Annotated in this window: 15 protein-coding genes; 4 read left to right on the forward strand and 11 right to left on the reverse strand. The window is 71.7% G+C overall.

The window, feature by feature from the left end; translation table 11 throughout:
* Positions 1-34: 34 nt before the first annotated feature.
* Positions 35-1,522, reverse strand: coding sequence for an amino acid permease (locus J2X46_RS17205; protein ID WP_310252700.1), 1,488 nt, complete (start codon positions 1,520-1,522; stop codon positions 35-37).
* Between the two features lie 130 nt (positions 1,523-1,652).
* Between J2X46_RS17205 and J2X46_RS17210 the strand changes: the two genes are divergently transcribed.
* Positions 1,653-2,189 carry a SigE family RNA polymerase sigma factor gene (locus J2X46_RS17210; protein WP_310252702.1) on the forward strand — a complete coding sequence of 179 codons (537 nt, stop codon included), beginning with the start codon at positions 1,653-1,655 and terminating at the stop codon, positions 2,187-2,189.
* A complete protein-coding gene (locus J2X46_RS17215) occupies positions 2,186-3,250 on the forward strand; it encodes a hypothetical protein (protein WP_310252704.1) in 1,065 nt (354 codons plus the stop codon). Before J2X46_RS17210 ends, J2X46_RS17215 begins: the two co-directional genes overlap by 4 nt.
* A gap of 12 nt (positions 3,251-3,262) precedes the next feature.
* Here J2X46_RS17215 and dxs read toward each other — a convergent pair whose 3' ends face one another.
* Genes dxs through J2X46_RS17250 form a run of 7 tightly spaced genes read right to left on the reverse strand, consistent with a single transcriptional unit; the run spans position 3,263 to position 9,389 of the window.
* A complete protein-coding gene (gene dxs, locus J2X46_RS17220) occupies positions 3,263-5,167 on the reverse strand; it encodes a 1-deoxy-D-xylulose-5-phosphate synthase (protein WP_310252706.1) in 1,905 nt (634 codons plus the stop codon).
* 16 nt (positions 5,168-5,183) lie between these two features.
* Positions 5,184-6,098 carry an SMP-30/gluconolactonase/LRE family protein gene (locus J2X46_RS17225; protein ID WP_310252708.1) on the reverse strand — a complete coding sequence of 305 codons (915 nt, stop codon included), beginning with the start codon at positions 6,096-6,098 and terminating at the stop codon, positions 5,184-5,186.
* Complete coding sequence (locus J2X46_RS17230; RefSeq protein WP_310252710.1) at positions 6,095-7,372, reverse strand: NUDIX domain-containing protein; 1,278 nt, start codon at positions 7,370-7,372, stop codon at positions 6,095-6,097. Before J2X46_RS17230 ends, J2X46_RS17225 begins: the two co-directional genes overlap by 4 nt.
* A gap of 20 nt (positions 7,373-7,392) precedes the next feature.
* On the reverse strand, positions 7,393-7,809 hold the full coding sequence (locus tag J2X46_RS17235; RefSeq protein ID WP_310252711.1) for a hypothetical protein: 417 nt from the start codon (positions 7,807-7,809) through the stop codon (positions 7,393-7,395).
* Positions 7,810-7,850: 41 nt separating this feature from the next.
* Positions 7,851-8,447 carry an N-acetyltransferase gene (locus tag J2X46_RS17240; protein ID WP_310252982.1) on the reverse strand — a complete coding sequence of 199 codons (597 nt, stop codon included), beginning with the start codon at positions 8,445-8,447 and terminating at the stop codon, positions 7,851-7,853.
* Positions 8,448-8,450: 3 nt separating this feature from the next.
* Positions 8,451-8,855, reverse strand: coding sequence for a YjbQ family protein (locus tag J2X46_RS17245; RefSeq protein ID WP_310252713.1), 405 nt, complete (start codon positions 8,853-8,855; stop codon positions 8,451-8,453).
* 9 nt (positions 8,856-8,864) lie between these two features.
* Positions 8,865-9,389, reverse strand: coding sequence for an SRPBCC family protein (locus tag J2X46_RS17250; RefSeq protein ID WP_310252715.1), 525 nt, complete (start codon positions 9,387-9,389; stop codon positions 8,865-8,867).
* A gap of 38 nt (positions 9,390-9,427) precedes the next feature.
* Between J2X46_RS17250 and J2X46_RS17255 the strand changes: the two genes are divergently transcribed.
* Together J2X46_RS17255 and J2X46_RS17260 are read left to right on the forward strand one after the other, a co-directional pair.
* Positions 9,428-10,417 carry a helix-turn-helix domain-containing protein gene (locus J2X46_RS17255; protein WP_310252717.1) on the forward strand — a complete coding sequence of 330 codons (990 nt, stop codon included), beginning with the start codon at positions 9,428-9,430 and terminating at the stop codon, positions 10,415-10,417.
* A 52-nt stretch (positions 10,418-10,469) separates the two neighbouring features.
* A complete protein-coding gene (locus J2X46_RS17260) occupies positions 10,470-11,453 on the forward strand; it encodes a PQQ-binding-like beta-propeller repeat protein (RefSeq protein ID WP_310252719.1) in 984 nt (327 codons plus the stop codon).
* A gap of 8 nt (positions 11,454-11,461) precedes the next feature.
* On the opposite strand, the gene J2X46_RS17265 is transcribed toward J2X46_RS17260, so the two are convergent.
* From J2X46_RS17265 to acnA, 3 genes are all read right to left on the reverse strand, one after another.
* Positions 11,462-11,761 carry a thiamine-binding protein gene (locus J2X46_RS17265; protein WP_310252721.1) on the reverse strand — a complete coding sequence of 100 codons (300 nt, stop codon included), beginning with the start codon at positions 11,759-11,761 and terminating at the stop codon, positions 11,462-11,464.
* Positions 11,762-11,791: 30 nt separating this feature from the next.
* Positions 11,792-12,484, reverse strand: a complete 693-nt coding sequence (locus tag J2X46_RS17270) for a DUF3105 domain-containing protein (RefSeq protein WP_310252723.1) — start codon at positions 12,482-12,484, stop codon at positions 11,792-11,794.
* Positions 12,485-12,574: 90 nt separating this feature from the next.
* Positions 12,575-15,268 carry an aconitate hydratase AcnA gene (gene acnA, locus J2X46_RS17275; protein ID WP_310252983.1) on the reverse strand — a complete coding sequence of 898 codons (2,694 nt, stop codon included), beginning with the start codon at positions 15,266-15,268 and terminating at the stop codon, positions 12,575-12,577.
* Positions 15,269-15,300 lie beyond the last annotated feature (32 nt).

Here is a 15,300-nt window from a genome sequence, read left to right on the forward strand (position 1 = left end):
GTTCCTCGCGCAGCTACTCGACCAGCTGGTGCTGTCAGCTGCGGGCGGAGTAGTCCTCCGCCGGCACGCCGATGCCCCGGCCGACGCGGCTGTGCTTGTAGCCGTAGCCGAAGTAGATGGCGAACCCGAGGGCCATCCAGACGAGGAACCGCAGCCAGGTCTCGGCCGTGAGGTTGAGCATCAGGAACACGCAGATCGCGGCCGAGAGCCAGGGCAGGACCGGCGAGAACGGCACCCGGAAGGACCGCTCGAGGTCGGGACGGTTCTTGCGCAGGATCGGCACCGCGATCGACACGAGGGCGAAGGCCGACAGGGTGCCGATGTTGACCATCTCCTCGAGCTTGCCGATCGGGGTCAGTGAGGCGACGACCGCGACGACCAGGCCGATCGCGAGCGTGATGCGCACGGGCGTGCCGGTCTTCGGGTGCACGTGGGCGAGCGCGGTTGGCATCAGCCCGTCGCGGCTCATCGCGAAGAACACGCGCACCGCGCCGATCATCAGCGTCATCACGACGGTCGTCAGGCCCGCGACCGCACCGGCGGAGATCAACGTGGCGTAGCCGTCCTTGCCCTGGTCGATGAAGGCCGTCGCGAGCGCGGCGTCGGGGTTGATGTCGTCGTACTTGACCATGCCCGTGATGACGAGCGCGACGAGGATGTAGAGGACCGTGCAGACGACCAGCGAGCCGATGATGCCGCGGGGCAGGTCCTTCTGCGGGTTGCGCGCCTCCTCCGCGGTAGTCGCCACGACGTCGAAGCCGATGTAGGCGAAGAAGACGAGCGAGGCGGCGAACAGGATGCCCGCGACGCCGTAGACGCCGGGGGCGCCGAACACGGTCTGGATCAGCGGGGTGTGGAGCCAGCCCTCGCCCGTCGTGCCGGGAGCGCTCGGCGGGACGAACGGCTTGTAGTTGTCGGTGTCGATGAACTGGATGCCCGCGACGATCACGAAGAGCACGATGAACAGCTTCAGGGCGACGAGCACGAGGTTGACCCGCAGCGACTCCTTGATGCCGAAGGCGACCAGCACGGTGAGGATCGCGACCAGCAGGAACGCCGGCAGGTCGAAGGTGTCGCCGTAGCCCACGCTCTCGGGCCAGCCGAGGCCGATCTCGCCGAGGAACGTCTCGAAGTACGACGACCAGCCCTGCGCCACGACGGACGCACCGAGCATCAGCTCGAGGATCAGGTCCCAGCCGATGATCCACGCGATCAGCTCGCCGAGGGTGGCGTAGGAGAACGTGTACGCCGATCCCGAGACCGGGACGGTGGAGGCGAACTCCGCGTAGCAGAGCGCCGCGAGGCCGCAGCAGATCGCCGCGACCAGGAACGAGAACACCACGCCGGGGCCCGCGTAGGCCTGCGCCACCCGGCCGGTCAACGTGAAGATGCCGGCGCCGATGATGACGCCGATGCCGAACACGGTGAGGTCCAGTGCGGTGAGGTTCTTCTTGAGCTTGAACTCGGGGTCCTCGGTGTCCGCCATCGAGTGTTCCACCGACTTGGTGCGCCAGATGTCCATCCCAGCAACGTAGACCCACTTCCGCCTTCGGCGCCTCCTCGCTGGAGGTATGTCGGAACGCGGACGAACCAAACCGGCAGGTGGGATCGTCGGTAGAGGTGACCCGCTCCCGAGCAGACAGGACCCACTGATGACACGACGTGATCCGGCGGCCTTCGCCGAGTTCGTCGCTGCCCGCTCGGCCTCGTTGCACCGCACGGCGTACCTCCTGGTCGGCGACCGCGGCCTCGCCCAGGACCTCCTCCAGGAGGCCCTCACCAAGACGTACGTCGCCTGGCCGCGGCTGCGCGACCCCGGCAGTGCCGAGGCCTACACGCGCAAGGCGCTCACCACCACGGCGATCACGTGGTACCGCCGCCGCAGCTGGGGCGAGCGCCCCATCGACACCGTGCCCGACCACGCCGCCGACGGCCTCGCCGACGACGTCGCCACCCGCGACCTGCTCTGGCAGGCGCTCCAGTCGCTCCCGCCGCGCCAGCGCGCGGCCATCGTGCTCCGCTACTACGAGGACCTGACCGAGGCCCAGACCGCAGACGTCATGGGGTGCGCCGTGGGCACCGTGAAGAGCCAGGTCTCCGCCGGCCTGCGCAGCCTGCGCACCCGCCTCGGCGACCGGGCGACCGACTCCGACCTCGTCCCCCTCGACCTCCTGGAGGTGACCCGATGACCGGGCTGCTGACCGACCTGATGCACGACCGCGCCGACCGCCTCGACGGACCCGAGGTCGACCTCGCCGCCATCACCCGCGACGGGGACCGCGTCGTACGACGCCGGCGCACCGCCGTCGTCGGCGTCGCCGCGGCCTCCGTGCTCGCTGTCGTCACCGGCGCCGCGCTGTTCGGCGGCGGTCCCGCCAGGGACACCGACGTCGTGGCGACCGGTCCCATCGCCCAGCTCGACCTGCTGAGCTGGACGAGCGGGCGGGTGCTGCACACCGGGAACGGTGCGACCGTGGAGCTCGACGCGGACGTCCGGGCATGGGTCTGGGTCGGCGACTCGGTCGTCTACACCGACCCGTCCGGCCGGGTCCACCTCTGGCAGGGCGGCGTGGAACGGGAGATCGGCACGGCGCTGGCGCAGGGTGACCTCGCCGAGCTGGTGACCGACGGCACCTTCGTCGCCTGGGTCGGTGCCGACCACCGACTGGTGCGCTACGACGTCACCGAAGGCACCCTCGTCCGGGCTCCGGCGATGCCGGGTGACCGGCTCCGGGTCACCGCGATCGACGGCGCGATGGTCTACGCGGCGGACACGGAGGGCGTCTACGCCTGGCGCCCGACCGAGCTGAACAGCTACCAGACGCTCGGCACGGACCCGCGCGCCGTCGTGCTCGACGCGGAGAACGGCACCCTCGTGCGCACCGCGCCCGGCAGGACCGTGGTGCTCGAGCGTGACGGTGACACGCTCCTCGTCGCGGCGCGTGAGTTCGCCGACCTCTCGCCGGACGCGGGGCTGCTGTCCGTGGAGGACAAGGACCGCGGGCTGGTCGTCGACACGGACAGCGGGGTCGAGGTGACGCTCGACCACGGACACGAGTGGGCGATCGGCTACCAGTGGCTCGACGCGACGACGGTGGCCGTGCTGGCCTTCGACGGGATCAACGAGGACGAGGTCATGGATGCCTCCCTGCTGACGTGCGACGCCCTCACCGGTGCGTGCGCCGAGGGAGAGCACCTCGGCGCCGTTGGCCAGTGGCAGCTGCCTGCGGGCATCCACCTCGCCCGGTGAGAGGCCTGCCCGTCAGGCGGGATGGTCGACCTCGACCGGGGCGAGGCCCTGGTCGAGGGCGGTGACGTCCTCGACGATGCCGCGCGCAATCGTCTGCGCGTCGAGCCCGATCCGGGTGAGGATCGCGTCGCGCTTGGCGTGGTCGAGGAACTCCTGCGGGATGCCGTGCAGGCGGAAGGGCGTGTGCACGCCCGCGTCGTTGAGGGTCTGGAGCAGGGTGGCGCCGCAGCCGCCGACGCGGCCGTTGTCCTCGACGCTGACCACGAGCCGGTGGGAGCGGGCGAGCTCGATCAGGGCAGGGGCGACGGGCTTGACCCACCGCGGGTCGACGACGGTGACGCCGATGCCCTGGGCGGTGAGGCGCTGCGCGACCTCGACCGCAGTGGTCGCCATCGACCCCACGGCGACGATCAGCACGTCGGGCGAGCCCTCGCTGACGAGGATGTCGACCCCGTCGTGGCGCTCGATCGCGGGTACGTCGGCGGGCGGGGGGCCCTTCGGGAACCGCACCACCGTCGGGGCGTCGTCGACCTCCACCGCCTCGCCGAGCAGCTCGCGGAGCCGGGTGACGTCGCGGGGCGCGGCCAGGCGCAGCCCGGGCACGACCTGGAGGATCGACATGTCCCACATGCCGTTGTGGCTCGCGCCGTCGTCACCGGTGACGCCGGAGCGGTCGAGCACGAAGGTCACGCCGCACCTGTGCAGCGCGACGTCCATCAGCACCTGGTCGAACGCGCGGTTGAGGAAGGTCGCGTAGACCGCGAAGACCGGGTGCAGCCCGCCCATCGCCAGGCCGGCGGCCGAGGTGGCGGCGTGCTGCTCGGCGATGCCCACGTCGAAGGTGCGCCCGGGGAACTTCTCGGCGAAGGCGTCGAGCCCGACCGGGTGCATCATCGCGGCGGTGATCGCCACGAGGTCCTCGCGCTCCTCACCGAGCTCGACGATCGCCTCGGAGAAGTGGTCGGTCCAGATCTTGCCCTTGGGCTTCTCGGCACCGGTCTGCACGTCGAAGGGGCCGGGCGCGTGGAACTGGTCGGCCTCGTGGCGCAGCGCGGGGTCGTAGCCCTGGCCCTTGCGGGTGATCGCGTGCACGATGACCGGCCCGCCGAAGCGCTTGGCGTTGCTGAGCGCCTGCTCCATGGCGGCGCGGTCGTGACCGTCGACGGGGCCGACGTACTTCAGGCCGAGGTCCTCGAAGAGGCCCTGCGGGGCGAGGGCGTCCTTCATGCCCTTCTTGACCGCGTGGAGCGCGTCGTAGGCCGCGTGGCCCACACCGGGGACGGCGTTGAGGCGCTTCTTGACCAGGTCGAGGACCTGCTCGTAGCGCGGGTTGGTGCGCAGCGACGTCAGCGCGGTGGCGAGGCCGCCGATGGTCGGGGTGTAGGAGCGCTCGTTGTCGTTCACCACGATCACCAAGCGGCTGTCCTTGGCGATCGCGATGTTGTTGAGCGCCTCCCAGGCCATGCCGCCGGTGAGCGCGCCGTCACCGATGACCGCGACGACGTGCCGGTCCTCGCCGCGGATCGCGTAGGCCTTCGCCAGCCCGTCGGCGTACGACAGCGAGGTGGAGGCGTGGGAGTTCTCGACGATGTCGTGCTCGGACTCGGCCTGGCTCGGGTAGCCGCTGACGCCACCCTCCTTGCGGAGCGTGCCGAAGTCGGTGTGGCGTCCGGTGACGAGCTTGTGGACGTAGGACTGGTGTCCGGTGTCGAAGACGACGCGGTCGTGCGGGGAGTCGAAGACCCGGTGGATCGCCAGCGTCAGCTCGACCACGCCGAGGTTGGGACCGAGGTGTCCGCTGTTGGTCGCGACGGTGCGGATCATCAGGTCGCGGATCTCCGCGGCGAGCTCGTCGAGCTGGTCCGCCGAGAGCCCGCGGAGGTCACGCGGAGACGCGATCGAATCGAGGTGTCCCATGGGGCGTGAGTCTATTTCATGCCGGGTCGTAGACGGCCACCGCGGGCTCGTGGAGGCTGCCCATCCACACCTTGCCGTCGTGCTCCCGCACGCCCGTCACCATGTGGTAGCCGGGGTGGTCGATGTCGAGGTCGTGCACGCGCCTGCCGCTGTCGTCGTACGCCTGCACGCGGATCGTCTGCTTCGGCTTGGGCTGCATGGCCTCGGGGATCTTCGTGACCACCTTGCGCAGCGCGAGCGGCGCCGACCCCAGCCGCTCCACGAGCCCGTCGACGGGGCTCGCGATCGTCACCCAGATGAGGCCGTCGCTGCCGCGGCTGATGTTGTCGGGGTAGCCGGGCAGGTCGCTCGCCAGCAGGTCGCGCTCCCCCGCTCGCGGCCCCGTCAGCCAGAGGCGTACGACGGTCCTGCCGCGCGTCTCCGCGACGCAGACGTAGGACTCGTCGGCCGCGAGGGCGACGCCGTTGGCGAAGGCCAGCCCGTCGAGGACGGTGGTGACCGTGCCGTCCGGGTCGCGGCGGAGCAGCCGGCCGGTGCGCGTGTCCTGGACGAAGTCGTCCTTCCACTGGTCCACGCCGTAGTGGCGCGAGGAGTCGCTGAACCAGATGGTGCCGTCTGCGGCGACGGCGGCGTTGTTGCAGAAGCGCATCGGCAGGCCGCGCTCGGCGTCGAGCAGCACCGTCACCGCACCCGACGCGGGATCCACGTCGAGCAGGCCACGGCTCGCGTCGCACACGAGGAGGTGGCCGCCGGGCAGCAGCTCGATGCCGAGAGGGCGGCCACCCGTGTCGGCGATGCGGCGCGTGCTGCCGGTGGCCGGGTCGAGCGCCCAGATCGCGCCGTCCTCGGTGCCGCTCCACACCGTGCCGTCAGGTCCGACGAGGACGTCCTCGGCGCCCATCGACGGGACGGGGTGCACGGTGAAGGTCATGGCGCCATGCTGGCGTAGACGTCGCTCCGGAGGAAGGCCGGCACGATGCCTTCGGCCCCCTTGGTCAACGGCAGCGAGCGGGCCACGTCGGGGTCGACGAAGACGATCTGGCGGCCCTCCCTGCAGTCGATGTCGGAGTCGGTGAGGTCGACCGCGGCCGCGTAGACCCACATCCGGTCCCAGGTTCCGTAGGACGCCCGGTGGTCGTTGGCGAACGCCCCGACCTCCCGCAGCTGCGCCGGGTCGAGAACGACGCCGGTCTCCTCCTCGAGCTCGCGCAGCGCGCCCGCGTCGGGTGCCTCGCCGTCCTCCAGGTGCCCGCCGGACAGGCCCCAGACCTCCGGATCGATCCGGGCGTTCTCGTCGCGCTCCTGGAGGAGGATCCAGCCGCGCCGGTCGACCAGGACGACGCCGGCGAAGCCGCGCGCGTCGTCCGGCAGGACGGGGGTGTGGTCGGCCGCCCAGTCGCGTACGGCGACCAGCGCGGTCTCCGTGGACTGCACGAGCGGAAGGCCCTCGATCGTGGCGGGGTCGACGAACACGATCTGGCGGCCCTCCTGGCAGTCGACGTCCCCGTTGCCGAGGACGGTCGGCGCGGCGAAGACGTGGTAGCCGAACTGCCCGTGCGGGGAGTCCACCTCGAACGCACCGAGGTCTTGCAGGCTGTCGGCCGAGAGCTCGATCCCGGTCTCCTCGGCCAGTTCGCGCACGGCACCTGCACGCGGGGTCTCGCCGGGCTCCAGCCCGCCACCGGGGAAGCACCAGGTGTCGGGCCACACCGGCGCGTGCTCGTCGCGCTCCTGCATGAGGAACCAGCCGCGCGGGTCGACCAGCGTGAGGCACACGAAGTCGCCGCGGCGCTGGCGGCGGAGCCACGCGCGCGCGGTGCCGAGGGTGAGGCGCACAGCCTGGTGGAGGTCGAGCCCGTCGACCTCCGCGTGCGTGAGGAACCGGAGCCGGATGCCCTCCCCGCACACCAGGTCGTCCTCACCGACGTCCAGCCGCGCCGCGAACAGCTCGAGCTCGTCCTCCTCGCCGCAGCTCTCGCTCCGGAACCGGGTCACGCCGAGCGACTCGAGCTGGTCGGGGACCACCCGAAGGCTCGTCTCCTCCTCCAGCTCGCGCACCGCCGCGGCCACGAAGTCCTCGCCCGGCTCGAGGTCACCGCCGGGGTAGCCCCAGCGTCCGGGGTCGTGGAGCGCGTCGTCGCCGCGCTCCTGCACGAGCAGTCGTCCGAAGACGTCGAACACGGCGATGGCGGCGAAGCGGTGCATCGGGCGACCCTAGCCAGCCCTCACATGCGCACCCGGTAGCGACGCCCGCGCAGCGCCTCCTCGACCAGCCCGACCTCACGTCGTACGGCGAGCAGGCGGGCGTCCTCGAGCTGGAAGGTCTGCACGGCCGCCTCGACCACGGACTCCTCGGCCACGTCCTTGAGGTCGCCGCGGATCTCGCTCAGCCCGCGCCGCGTGGCGAGCTGCTGCGCCTCGACGTGCAGCACGGCGAAGCGCGCCAGCACGACGACGTGGCGGCGCAGCCCGGCGAAGCGTCGGTAGTCCGGCGGGCACAGGTCGAGCAGCCAGCTCGCCGCCGTGACCTCCCAGTCGGGCGCATCGGGCGGGCGCACCTGGCGCGGCCACCCCGGCGGCGCGACGCCGCGGTGACCCTGCGGCGGGGTGGGCCGCTGGCGTGGTTGGGGCGTCGGGAACACCTGGCCAGTCTATCGAACACCTGTTCGACAGACTGGCCGGATCAGGGACCGGGGTACTCCCGGGCGAAGAGGTCCTCGAGGAAGGCGAGGTCGGGGTCGCGCAGCCCGGCCGAGTCGTGGCGCCACCAGACGTCGGGGTAGACGAGCTGGCCGGTCATCCAGTCCTCGAAGGGCTCGAAGGTGACCACCTGGAACGCCGCCTCGGGCGTACGACGAGAGGCTGGCGAGAGCCCGAGCGCACTGCCGCGGGCGAAGCCGCGCGAGCCGTAGAACGCCGGACTTCCCTCCAGGAAGAGCGCCGGCAGGCCAGTGGCGCGCCCCGCCTCGATCGCGGCGGCCACGAGCGCGGTGCCGATCCCCTCCTGCTGCCGCTCGGGCTGAGTGCTCAGGGGGCTCAGCATGGCCACGTCGACCAGCTCGCGCCGCGCGTCGAGCCAGCAGCGGCTCACCCCGACGTGCCCGACGACCTCGTCGTCCTCGATCGCGACGAGCTCGGCGAGCACCAGCCCGAGGTCGCGGACCTCGGCCCAGAGGTCGCCGACCTGGTCGCCGTGCTCGGGCCCCGCGGCGCCGAAGGCGGCGCGGACGACGGCGTCGATCCCGGCCGCGTCGGCGGGCTGGGCGGCTCGGATCTCGATGGGTCAGCCCTCCAGGAAGGACCAGCGCACCTCGCGCCGGTCGTTGTCGATGTTGAGGTCCACCAGGCAGATGCTCTGCCAGGTGCCCAGCGCGAGCCGCCCACCGAGCACCGGGACGGTGCAGTGCGGCGGGACCACGGCGGGCATCACGTGCGACCGACCGTGTCCGGGCGAGCCGTGGCGGTGCCGCCAGCGGTCGTCGGCGGGCAGCAGGTCGCCGAGCGCGGCGAGCAGGTCGTCGTCCGACCCGGCCCCCGTCTCGATGATCGCGAGCCCGGCGGTGGCGTGGGGCACGAACACCTGCAGCAGCCCGTCGCCCCGGTCGGCCACGAAGTCGGCCGCGTCGCGGGTCAGGTCGAGCACGACCTCCTCGCCGCCGGTGCGATAGGTCCTGGTCTCGCTGTGCATCCGGCCACGCTAGCCGGACACGCGCTCGCGCAGACCGGCAGCCAGGCCCGCGATGGTCAGCGCGTCGAACGCCCCGCCCACGGTCTCGGCGAGGCGCTGACGACGTACCGGCCCGAGCCGGAGGCGCAGGTGCACCCTGCTGCCATCGTCGGTCGGGGTGACGTGCAGGCACCACGTCAGGTCGGTCCGGCCGCGGCGCGAGGTGTAGAGCAGCAGGTGGGACGGCTTGATGGCGGCGAGCGTGAACGTCGCGTTGGCGCCGCCCCAGTCGGGGATCACGTCGCCCACCTCGTGCGTGAGCAACTCCTGGTCGAGGTGTCGCAGCGCCCGCCGCGAGCGCGGCACGTACCGCTCGACGGACCGTGGCAGGTACCACCCCGCGCGCCGCTTGCCGAGCTGCACCAGCCACGGCCACACGACGTCCGGCGGCGCCGGCAGGTCGAACCCGCGATCCATGACGACGTCGGCCGCGACGAGCGCGTCGCCCGGGAGTGCCGTACGACGTTCGTCCTCGGTGGCGCGCGCCAGGTCCATGCCGCGTGTCTACACCCGCCTCGGGCAGGATGTCCCCCATGTCGATCCGGGTCCGCCTCGGCGCCGGCACCGGTGTCGAGCTGCTGATGGCGGCCGCCGCGGTCGCCGACCCCGACTGGCGCGCCGTCTTCCACCACGGCCCGACGTCGTACGACGCAGTGGTGGCCGCCGGCGGCCGCGGGCTCGCGCGCGACATGACCAGGTTCGGGAGGTACGGCTGGATCAACCTGGCCGGCCCGCTGACCGCGCAGCGGGGCGCCTGGTCGACCGACGCACTCCGGGGCTGGGTGGACGCCGCCGAGCCCGACGAGGTGGTCCGCGTCCTCACCGGGGCGCGGCGCCGCCAGCTGCGGTCGCGGCTCGACGACACGACCATCGCGGCAGCCGTGGCGGGCGGTGATCGCGCGGCGCGGACCCGGTGGCGCCACACCCTGGACGACACGCTCCTCCAGGTCGCGCCCTGGCTGCTCGCCACGCCGCCGGAGACCGTGCGCGCCACCCTGCTCGACGTCATCGACAGGCTGCCGGCGCCCGCCCGGGCCACGCCGCTCCCCCGCATCCGCGAGCGCCTGGCCGAGGTCGGCCCCGAGGCGCTGCTGGCCGAAGTCGCGCCCGGCGTCACCTACCGCACGGGCGTCCTCGACGACGTCGTGCTGGTGACCTCGCCGGCCGTGTCGCCGATCCTGGTCGTCGTCGACGAGGTGGACCGGACGGTCATCCTGCACCCGCCGCTGGCCGACGGAGCGCCCGACGACGCCGGTGCGCGGCTCCGGGAGCTGGGCCGGGCGGTCGGCGACGACACCCGCATCCGGCTGCTGCACACGCTGCGGCTCCGCCCCAGCACGCTCCCCCAGCTCTGCGACGAGCTCGCGAGCCCGCGCACCACCCTCCTGCACCATCTCGCGCTGCTCCGCTCGGCAGGGCTGGTCTCGATCGAGGTGATCGACGGGGAAGCCAACGTCTACCGGCTCCGTCCGGAGGGGTTCGAGGCGATGGCCCGCGCAGCGACGGCCTTTCCGTACAGCTGATCAGGTGTCGAGAAATCTCGACACCGAGCATGACCGGGTCTAGCCTCCCTCCATGCGACTCCGTCTGGCGGCACTGGCAGTCACCGCACTGCTCGCCGGCTGCGGTGGGGAGGACACCCCAGACGCGCCGACGCCGTCGTCGGCCGCGCCGGAGTCCGCCACGACCGACGAGCCCGAGGTCGCGCCGTACGTCGAGGTCGGGACCGGCCCCGTGGGTGTCACCTCGGCCGATGACGGACCCGTCTGGGTCGTCAGCAGCGGCTCCGACCAGATCTCCCGCATCCCCGCCGGTGCGAGCGAGCCCGACCTCGTCGTCGACGTCCGGGGCACGCCGTTGCGCGCCGTCGCCTACGGCGACGCTGTGTGGGTGACGTCGTTCCGGGGCGAGCAGCTCGCGCGCATCGACGCCCCGTCGGGGAAGGTGACCGCCACCCTCGACACCGCCGCCGGGCCGGAGGGCGTGACCGCCGGCTTCGGCTCGATCTGGATCGTGGAGCAGGACGCGGGCCGGCTGGTGCGCATCGACCCACGCAGCGCGAAGGTCGTGGACCGGATCGACATCGGCGTCGGGTCACGCCTCGTGGCAACCGGCTCGAAGGCGATGTACGTCGCAGCGTTCGCCGACGACCGCGTGCTGAAGGTCGACCCGAAGACCCTCGAGGTGACGCGGTCGCCCAAGCTGTGCAGCGGTCCGCAGGGCATGGTCGAGCTCGACGGCGTCCTGTGGGTGACGTGCACGTTCGCGGACCGGGTCGTGTCCGTCGACCCCACCACGCTCGAGCGCACGGGGACGATCGCGATCGAGGGGCTCCCCGACTCGATCACCGCCCACGACGGGCGCCTGGTCGTCGTGGCCGAGGAGGGCCCGCGCCTCGTCGTCATCGCCCCCACCTCGGCGGAGGTGACCGACGAGCTCGTGCTCGGCGCGGAGTCGGCGCTCTACGACAGCGCGAACCTCGACCTGGCGGTCTCCGGGGGCGAGGCCTGGGTGAGCTCGTTCAAGGCCGACCGGGTCTACCACGTCCCGGTCCCCTGAGGCGGGCGTCAGTCCCCCAGCGCCTGCTCGATGCGCTCGACCTTGGCGGTGAGCTGGCCGTCGTAGCCCGGTCGGATGTCGGCCTTCAGCACCAGTCCCACGCGCGGCGACACCGCGGCCACGACGTCGACGGCCTGCTTCACGACCGCCATCACCTCGTCCCACTCCCCCTCGATGTTGGTGAACATCGCGTTGGTCTCGTGGGGCAGCCCCGACTCACGTACGACGCGCACGGCCGCGGCGACCGCCTCGGTGACGGACCCGCTCGGGTCCTGGGCGACGGGCGAGAGGGAGAAGGCGACGATCATGGGGCCACGCTAGCGAGGGGCGTCGGACGTTCAGGCGTTGGTTCCCTGCTCGGGCAGCCCACCCTGCGGGTCCGTGGTGCCGCCCTGGCAGGTCACCCCGAACTCCGGTGCGGTGTGCCCGTCGGCGTACTCCTCGAGGAAGAGCGCGAGCCGGTCGTCGTCGGCACCGTCGAGCTGGAGCTGCGCGCCCCACACGGTCACCACGACCGGGCTGGGCAGGCCCTCGCGCGGCGACATGATGCCGTTGTCGGGCAGCTCGGCGGCGAGCCGCTCGATGTCGTCGGCCGGGAGGCCGGGGTCGTGGGTGATCCAGACCGTGCCGTGCTCGAGGTCGTGGACCGCGTTCTCGTCGCGCACGGCCTCGTCGTAGACGCCGCAGGCGAGCCAGACCGGCGCGTGCGGCCCACCGGCAGGCGGCGTCTGGGGGTAGTGCACGTCGGACATCGTGTGGGAGCGGTCGGTGATGTCCCACGTCTCGACCAGGCTCAGATCCTGCGCGCGCTGCGCCTCCTCGTCGCCGCGCAGCACCTGGTCGACGAGCGGTGCGACCAGCGCCGCGCCCATGATCAGCACGGCCGCGGCCCCGGCGAGCGCAAGGGGCAGCCGGGTCCTCTCCTCGCCGTCGTCGTCGGGCGCGACGTCGAGTCCCGGCACCACGTCGTCCTCAGGCGGCTCGACGAGTCCCTCCGGGGTCTCCGGGCCGGGTTCGTCGAGGTCGCTCACGGCGTCAGGCTACCGACGTCCGGAAAGCGCAGCGCGGCCGCGCCCAGGAGGTCCTGGACGCGGCCGCGGGTGCTCAGCCGAGAGGTGCGGTCATCCGCGCAGGAGGTTGCGCAGGACGTACTGCATGATCCCGCCGTTGCGGTAGTAGTTCGCCTCGCCGGGGGTGTCGATGCGCACCACGGCCTCGAACTCGCTGGTCTCGCCGTGCGCCTGGTCGGTGCCGGGAGCCGGCTCGACCTTGACCGTGACCGTCTTGGGCGTGGTGCCGTCGTTGAGCTCGGTGATGCCGGAGATCGAGATGATCTCGGCGCCGGTCAAGCCCAGGTCGTCGGCCGTCTTGCCCGCGGGGAACTGCAGCGGGATGACGCCCATGCCGATGAGGTTCGAGCGGTGGATCCGCTCGTAGGACTCGGCGATCACGGCCTTCACGCCCAGCAGCGCGGTGCCCTTCGCCGCCCAGTCGCGCGACGAGCCGGAGCCGTACTCCTTGCCCGCCAGGACGACCAGCGGGGTGCCAGCGGCCTGGTAGTTGGCGCTCGCCTCGAACACGCTCGTGACGTCGCCGTCGGTGGTCGTGAAGTCGCGCGTCACGCCACCCTCGGTGCCGGGCGCGATCTGGTTGCGCAGGCGGATGTTGGCGAACGTGCCGCGGATCATGACCTCGTGGTTGCCGCGGCGCGAGCCGTAGGAGTTGAAGTCACGCTGGTCCACGCCGTGCTCGGCGAGGTACTTGCCCGCCGGGCTGTCCTTCTTGATGGCACCGGCCGGGCTGATGTGGTCGGTGGTCACCGAGTCACCCAGCTTGAGCAGGACGCGGGCCGCCGTGATGTCGGTGACCGGCTCGGGCTCGTGGGGCATGCCGTCGAAGTAGGGCGCGCGACGCACGTAGGTGCTGTTCTCGTCCCACTCGAAGGTGTTGCCCTCCGGCGTCGGCAGCGACTGCCACCGCTCGTCACCGGCGAAGACGTCCTGGTAGGAGTCGTTGAACATCTCGGAGTTGATCGCGCGGGCGATCGTCTCCTCGACCTCGGCCGGGCTCGGCCAGATGTCCTTCAGGAAGACGTCGTTGCCGTCCTGGTCCTTGCCGAGCGAGTCGTTGAACAGGTCGAGGTCCATCGACCCGGCCAGCGCATAGGCGACCACCAGCGGCGGCGACGCGAGGTAGTTCATCTTGATGTCGGGGTTGATGCGGCCCTCGAAGTTGCGGTTGCCCGACAGCACCGAGGTCACCGCGAGGTCGGCCTCGTTGACCGCCGCGCTGACCTCGGGGATGAGCGGGCCCGAGTTGCCGATGCAGGTCGTGCAGCCGTAGCCGACGAGGTTGAAGCCGAGCTTGTCGAGGTACGGCGTCAGGCCGGCGCGCTCGTAGTAGTCGGACACGACCTTGGAGCCGGGTGCCAGCGTGGTCTTGACCCACGGCTTGCGCGAGAGGCCCTTGTCGACGGCGTTCTTGGCCAGCAGGGCCGCGCCGATCATCACGCTGGGGTTCGAGGTGTTGGTGCACGAAGTGATCGCCGCGATGGTGACCGCGCCGTGACCGATCTCGAACTCCTGGCCGTCGAGGCTGACGGTCGCCTTGGCGTCCTTGTCCTCGGTGTAGTCGGCCAGCGCCTTCTGGAAGCCGTCCTGGGCCTTGCTGACCTCGACGCGGTCCTGCGGACGCTTCGGGCCGGCGAGCGACGGGACCACGGTGGACACGTCGAGCTCGAGCTGCTCGCTGTAGCGCGGCTCGGCGCTCGGGTCGTGCCAGAGGCCCTGCTCCTTGGCGTACGCCTCGACGAGCGCGAGCTGCTCCTCGGAGCGGCCGGTGAGGCGGAGGTAGTCGACGGTCTGCTCGTCGATCGGGAAGACGGCGATGGTCGAGCCGAACTCCGGGCTCATGTTGCCGATCGTGGCGCGGTTGGCCAGCGGCAGTGCGGAGACGCCCTCGCCGTAGAACTCGACGAACTTGCCGACCACACCGTGCTCGCGGAGCATCTCGGTGATGGTGAGCACGAGGTCGGTGGCGGTGGAACCCTCGGGGAGCTCACCGGACAGCTTGAAGCCGACCACGCGCGGGATCAGCATGGAGACCGGCTGGCCGAGCATCGCGGCCTCGGCCTCGATGCCGCCGACGCCCCAGCCGACCACGCCGATGCCGTTGACCATCGTGGTGTGGGAGTCGGTGCCGACGCAGGTGTCGGGGTAGGCCACGCCGTCGCGGACCATGACCACGCGCGCCAGGTGCTCGATGTTGACCTGGTGAACGATGCCGGTGCCCGGCGGGACGACCTTGAAGTCGTCGAAGGCGCCCTGGCCCCAGCGCAGGAACTGGTAGCGCTCGCGGTTGCGCTCGTACTCGATCTCGACGTTCTTCTCGAACGCCTCGGGCGAGCCGAAGACGTCGGCGATGACGGAGTGGTCGATGACCATCTCGGCCGGCGCGAGCGGGTTGATCTTCGTGGCGTCGCCACCGAGGTCGGCCATCGCCTCGCGCATGGTGGCGAGGTCGACGACGCACGGGACGCCGGTGAAGTCCTGCATGATCACGCGCGCGGGCGTGAACTGGATCTCCTGGTCGGGCGCGGCGCTCGCGTCCCAGCCGGCGATGGCCTTGATGTGGTCGGCGGTGATGTCCGCGCCGTCCTCGGTGCGGAGCAGGTTCTCCAGCAGCACCTTCAGCGAGAACGGCAGGCTCTCGACATCGAGGCCCTCACCCTTCACCGCGTCCAGGCGGTAGATCTCGTAGGACTGTCCGTCCACGTCCAGGGTGCCCTTGGCACCGAAGCTGTCCTGACTGGCCATCAGCCACATCTCCTCGGGAGTTCGCGGGTTCG

Origin of the sequence: Nocardioides sp. BE266 (genome assembly GCF_031457855.1) — a bacterium.
In the GTDB taxonomy this organism is placed as follows: domain Bacteria; phylum Actinomycetota; class Actinomycetes; order Propionibacteriales; family Nocardioidaceae; genus Nocardioides.